Below are 5216 nucleotides of genomic sequence, written 5' to 3' on the forward strand. Positions count from 1 at the left end.
TCCCTATGCCTTCTGAGTTCAAAGGGGTCGTCTTCGCCTGGTTGCCGGACGAGCTGAAGGCTGTTCCGGCCGGGCAGTTGGGCATCGTCGAAGAGGGGCTGAAGCGCGTGTCGTCGAGCTTCGGCTATGGCGCCAAGTACCTCGAACGGCCGAAAGCCATCCCGGTCGATGCGGCGACGCTGTCGCTCGAGGGGGCCGTGCCCGGCTCGCAGCGCACGTACGAGCCGTCCAACGGCCTGGAGTTCTTCGGTGCCGTGCGCGATGCGATGCCCGACATGTGGGGCCGCCGCGTCATCGAGAACATCCTGAAGGTGCCGCCGAATGCGTTGCCGGAGACGCGCTACCTGATGGAGGCCGGCTCGAACCGGTTCGGCGCGCTAGACGTTCGCTCGAGCCTGCAGCACGAGGAGACGCGCGGCCGGCTGGTACCGGTGGCCGACGTGCGCTACCTGCTGGATGCGGCCGACAAGGTCCAGCGCAGCGAGYCGGTGCCGCAGGAGCTGGAGCAGTTGTTCGATGCCGGCCCCAGCATGGGCGGCGCGCGCCCGAAGGCGGTGGTGGTGAAGGACGGCGTCCAGTACCTCGCGAAGTTCCCGTCGGTCGACGATCGCTTCAACATCCCGGCGGTGGAGCGGGCGACGCTGGAGCTGGCCCGCACCTGCGGCCTGACCGTGCCGGCGACCGAACTGCTGCGCCTGCCCGATGGCCGCGACGTGATGCTGATCGAGCGCTTCGACCGCTACCCCTGCGAAGGCGGCTTCGCGCGGCGCCACGCCATCAGTGCGCTGACGGCGCTCGAACTGCACGAGTCGCAGTCCTCACAGGCGTCGTATGCCGACATCTCGCTGAAGCTCGCCGCCATCGGCGCGGCAGGGCGGGTGCAGGGCGACCGCACGGAGCTGTTCGGCCGCATGGTCTTCAACATCCTGGTCAGCAACGACGACGACCACCTGCGCAACCATGCGTTCGTGTGGCAGCCGCAGGCCAAGGGCTGGACGCTCAGCCCGCTCTACGACGTGCTGCCGAAGCCACAGGTGGGGCACACGCGCTACCTGCACCTGAGCGTCGGTGCGCAAGGGCGTCTCGCGACCTTGTCGAATGCGTTGAGCCGGGCGCCGATGTTCGGGCTGACGCAAGAGCAGGCCCGCGAGATCGTCGATCGCATCGCCCGCTGCGTGCGCGAATGGCGAACCCGGTTCGAGGAATTCGGCGTCGAGGCGAAGGACCTGGAGATCGTCAGCTCGGCGATGCGGCATCCGCGGGATGTGGGGTGGGGGTAGGCTCCTCCCCCGCTACCCGCCCCCGCTCGATCACCACCACCCGATCCGCCATCGCGATCGTGTCCGGCCGGTGCGCGACCACCACGCGCGTCAGCTGCATCGCCGCCACCGCGTCGTTCACCGTCTGCTCGTTGCGCAGGTCGAGGTGGCTGGTCGCCTCGTCGAGCACCAGGATGCGCGGCTGGCGGTACAGCGCACGCGCCAGCAGCACGCGCTGTTTCTGCCCGCCCGAGATGCCGACGCCCACRTCGCCGACCAGCGTGTGGTAGCCCATCGGCATCGCCTGGATCTCGGCCTCGATCGCCGCGAGCTTGGCGCAGGCCTCGATGCGCGCCATGTCGGGCTCGGCATCGAAGAAGCAGATGTTGTCGGCCAGCGAGCCGGAGAACAGGCGATCCTCCTGCATCACCGTGCCGATCAGCGCGCGGTAGTTCGCGAGACCCAGGTGCAGGATCGGCGTGCCGTCGAACAGCACCTCGCCCTGCGTCGGCGGCAGCAGCCCGAGCATCACCTTCACCAGCGTCGTCTTGCCGCAACCCGAGGCACCGGTCAGCGCGAGGCACTCGCCGGCTTCCACCGTCAGGTCGACGTTCTCCAGCACCCACGGCTCGGTGCTCGCGTAGCGGTACGAGACGCCGCGCAGCTCGATGCGCGCCGGCCGGCGCGACAGGTCGACCTCGACCGCGTTCGCACCCGCCAGCCCCTCGGCCGCCTCGGCCTCGGCCAGCACGATGTCGGCCACGCGCTCGCCGTGCAGCCGCAGCATCGCCAGCTCCGACAGCTTGTCGATCATCGACGCGACGCGCGTCGAGAACAGCTCCTTGTAGGCCATGTACGCGAACAGCATGCCGACCGTGAAGCTGCCGGCCAGCACCGAGCGCGCCGCGAGCCACACCACCAGCACCCGCTCCAGCCCGAACAGCAGCGTCTGCGCCGTCTCGTTGCCGATGTGCACGCGCTGCACCCGCAGGCCGGCGTTGAACTGGTCGGCCAGCATGTTCATCCAGCCGGCGCGGCGCAGGTTGCCGCGGCCGAACAGCCGCACGCTCTGGATGCCGCTCGCGGTCTCGAGGAAGTGCGTCTGCTGCCGCGCGGCGTGGATGATCTCCTCGGCGCTCGCCGCGCGCAGCGCCCGGAACACCGACCAGCGCAAGCCGGCGTACAGCGCCATCGCGGCCAGCGACACCGCGAGCAGCTTCAGGCTGTAGGCCGCCATCATCGCGGCGGTGCCGAGCACCATCAGCGCATCGACCAGCGCGGTGACCACGCTGGTCGTCAGCGTCTTCTGGATCACCGTCACCGACCCGAAGCACGAGATGATGTGGCCGACGTGCCGCTTCTCGAAGAACTCCAGCGGCAGCTTCACCAGGTGGCCGAACACGTTGCCCAGCCACTGGAAATTGAGCCGCGCGCTCAGCGTCGCGACCCACCAGCCGCGCACCGCGCCGAGGCCCGTCTGCAGCAGCACCAGCAGCCCGAAGCCGATCGCGAGGATCGCGAGCAGGTCGAGGTCGGCCGCGAGCAGCCCGTGGTCGACCACCCACTGCAGGTAGAACGGCAGCGCGATCACCACCACCTCGAGCGCCACCGCGAGCGCCAGGATCTGCCCGAGCGCCGGCCCGAGCCCGGTGATGCGGCCCATCAACCCGCGCAGCGTGAACTCGAGCTTCTCGCGCCGCGGCTCGAAGCCGGCGGCCGGCGTCAGCTCCATCGCGATGCCGGTGAAGTGCTGCGCGAACTCTTCCGGCGTGAAGCTGCGCACGCCGATCGCCGGGTCGTGGATCACGATGCGCCGCGCCGACACCGACTTCAGCACGACGAAGTGGTTCATGTCCCAGTGCAGCACGCAGGGCAGCTGGAGCTGCGGCAGGTGCTCCATCTCGAGCTTCAACGGCCGGTTGTCCAGCCCGAGTGCACCGGCGATGCGCACCATGCTCTCGAAGTTGGTGCCCTTGCGCGACAGCGCGAAGCGCAGCCGCAGCGTCGGCAGGTCGGTGTCGATGCCGTGGTAGACGGCGATCATCGCGATGCTCGCGAGCCCGCATTCGGTGGCCTCGGTCTGCACGATCACCGGCAGGTGGCGCGACAGGCCGAGCCGGCGCGTCACGCCGGGCGGCACCGGATCCTGCTCCAGGCTCATCGCGCCGCCACCTGCAGGCCGGCCAGCGGCTCCAGCACCCACTCGATCAGCGTGCGCTTCTCGGCGACCAGGCTGGCCTGCACGCGCATGCCGGCCTTCAGCGCGTCGCGCCAGGCGAGCGCGGCGCTGTCGGTCGGGTCGATCACGACGCGCACGCGGTAGGTGCCGCCGCCCGCCGCGCCGCCCACCACGTCAGCGGACCGGCTGTCGACGGCCGTCACCGCGCTCTGCGACACYTCGCGAACGTGCGCCGGCAGCTGGCCGAAGCGCGCATACGGGAACGCATCGACGCGCAGCTTCACCGGCGTGCCCGGCTTCACGAAACCGGCGGCGCGGGTCGGCACGTCGAGCTCGGCTTCCAGTGCGCCGCCGTTGCCGCCGGGCAGCAGCGTCGCCAGCAGCTGGCCCGCYGCGACCGATTGGCCGGGGCTGGCGAGCACGGTGGCGATGCGCCCGGCCTGTGGTGCCAGCACGGCCGTCTCGCGGCGCGCTTCGTTCTCGGCCTGCTGCTGCGACAGCGCCTGCGATTCGCGCCGCAGCTGCGAGCCCTCGCGGTCGGCCTGCAGCGGCACGGCCTGGCGCTGCGCGCGGGTGGCGGCCAGGTCCTGCTGCAGCGCGAGCCGCTGGCGCTCCAGCGTGGCCAGGCGCGACTGCTGGTCGAGCACCTCGGCGTTCTTCTCGGCGACCTCGACCGGCGACACCGCGCCCGAGCGCACCAGCTCCGGGTAGCGCGCGGCGATGTCCTGCATCACCGCGACGCGTTCGCGCTGCAACGCGATCTCGCGCTCATGCTGCCTCAGCGAAGCCTCCAGGCTGGTGCTGCGCGCATCGAGCGCGGCGGCCTGCTGGCGCGCCTGCTCGGCCTGCTGCTTCAGCTCGTCGCGCAGCGCCTGCTGGCGGCTGGTCAGCGAGTCGGCGACGGCCGACTGCGTCGGCCCCTGCGCGCTGGATTGCTCGGCCGACAAGCGCAGCACCGGCGCGTTCGCCGCCACCTGCTGCCCCTGCGCGGCACCACCCGCGAGCACCACGCCGGCCTGCGGCGCCACCAGCCGCAGCACGCCGCCGCTCGGCAGCAGCACGCCGCCGACGGTTTCCTGGCGCGCAAAGCCCTGCGTCGCGGCGAACGCGATCAGCGCGAACACCAGCAGCACGAAGAAAGCCGTCCACGCGGCCTGCTGCGGGCTGCGCGTCAGCACGATGGCGCCGTGGAACTTCTGGCGCTGGTGGTCGATGGCCTGGCGGCGGAACAGGTCGGGCACGGCGGGCAGGTGAAGCCTTCGAGACGCGCAGAGTATCGGAGAAACCACCCGCTGCACATGCCCGGCCGGCCGGCGTCAGCTGTGACTGGTGAAGAAGAACAGGCCGTTCGCGCTGTAGTTGTTGACGCAGTACGCCGCGAACTCGCCGTGGTTGCGCAGGTGGGTGACAGGTTGCACGCCACGCTGTCCGACCAGGTTCATGCCCTTGTCGTACTTCCGGAACACCCCACCCTTGCCCGGTTGGTCGGCGGTGTTGGCATCGGTCTGCGACAGGTGGGTGACCTGGCCGTACGCGTCGCGGTGGATCCGCGCGTAGTGGAAGCCCTGCGTGTCATTGTTCCAGTGGGCCACCGAGGTGGCCCCGTGGGGAATCGGGGTGGCGGCGAACTGGTCGAACGTGAGGCCGTTGTTCACGTCGAGGTGCAGCGGACTGCGCACGCTTTCGACCGAAGGGGCCCCGAAATACGGATCGTGGGAACTGACGAAGTAGTCGTGGCTGCCGGACGCATGCTGCCCGCAATCGGCGTTGGAGTGGTC

The 5216-nt window shown here is 70.4% G+C and carries 4 protein-coding genes; 1 reads left to right on the forward strand and 3 read right to left on the reverse strand.

Annotated elements, in window-relative coordinates; genetic code table 11:
* On the forward strand, positions 1-1280 hold a 1280-nt coding region (locus AC1D15_RS17040), incomplete at its 5' end, for a type II toxin-antitoxin system HipA family toxin (RefSeq protein WP_477826898.1).
* On the opposite strand, the gene AC1D15_RS17045 is transcribed toward AC1D15_RS17040, so the two are convergent.
* The 3 genes from AC1D15_RS17045 to AC1D15_RS17055 form a co-directional block, all read right to left on the reverse strand.
* Complete coding sequence (locus tag AC1D15_RS17045) at positions 1237-3420, reverse strand: peptidase domain-containing ABC transporter (RefSeq protein ID WP_477826899.1); 2184 nt, start codon at positions 3418-3420, stop codon at positions 1237-1239. The genes AC1D15_RS17040 and AC1D15_RS17045 overlap by 44 nt on opposite strands.
* Entirely contained in the window at positions 3417-4679 is a 1263-nt protein-coding gene (locus tag AC1D15_RS17050; RefSeq protein ID WP_477826900.1) for an HlyD family secretion protein, read from the reverse strand. The genes AC1D15_RS17045 and AC1D15_RS17050 overlap by 4 nt, the downstream gene beginning before the upstream one ends.
* A 75-nt stretch (positions 4680-4754) precedes the next feature.
* Positions 4755-5216, reverse strand: a 462-nt coding sequence (locus AC1D15_RS17055; RefSeq protein WP_477826901.1) for a hypothetical protein, incomplete at its 5' end; no start/stop codon positions are given.

The organism is Rhizobacter sp. P2_H2, assembly GCF_056403375.1.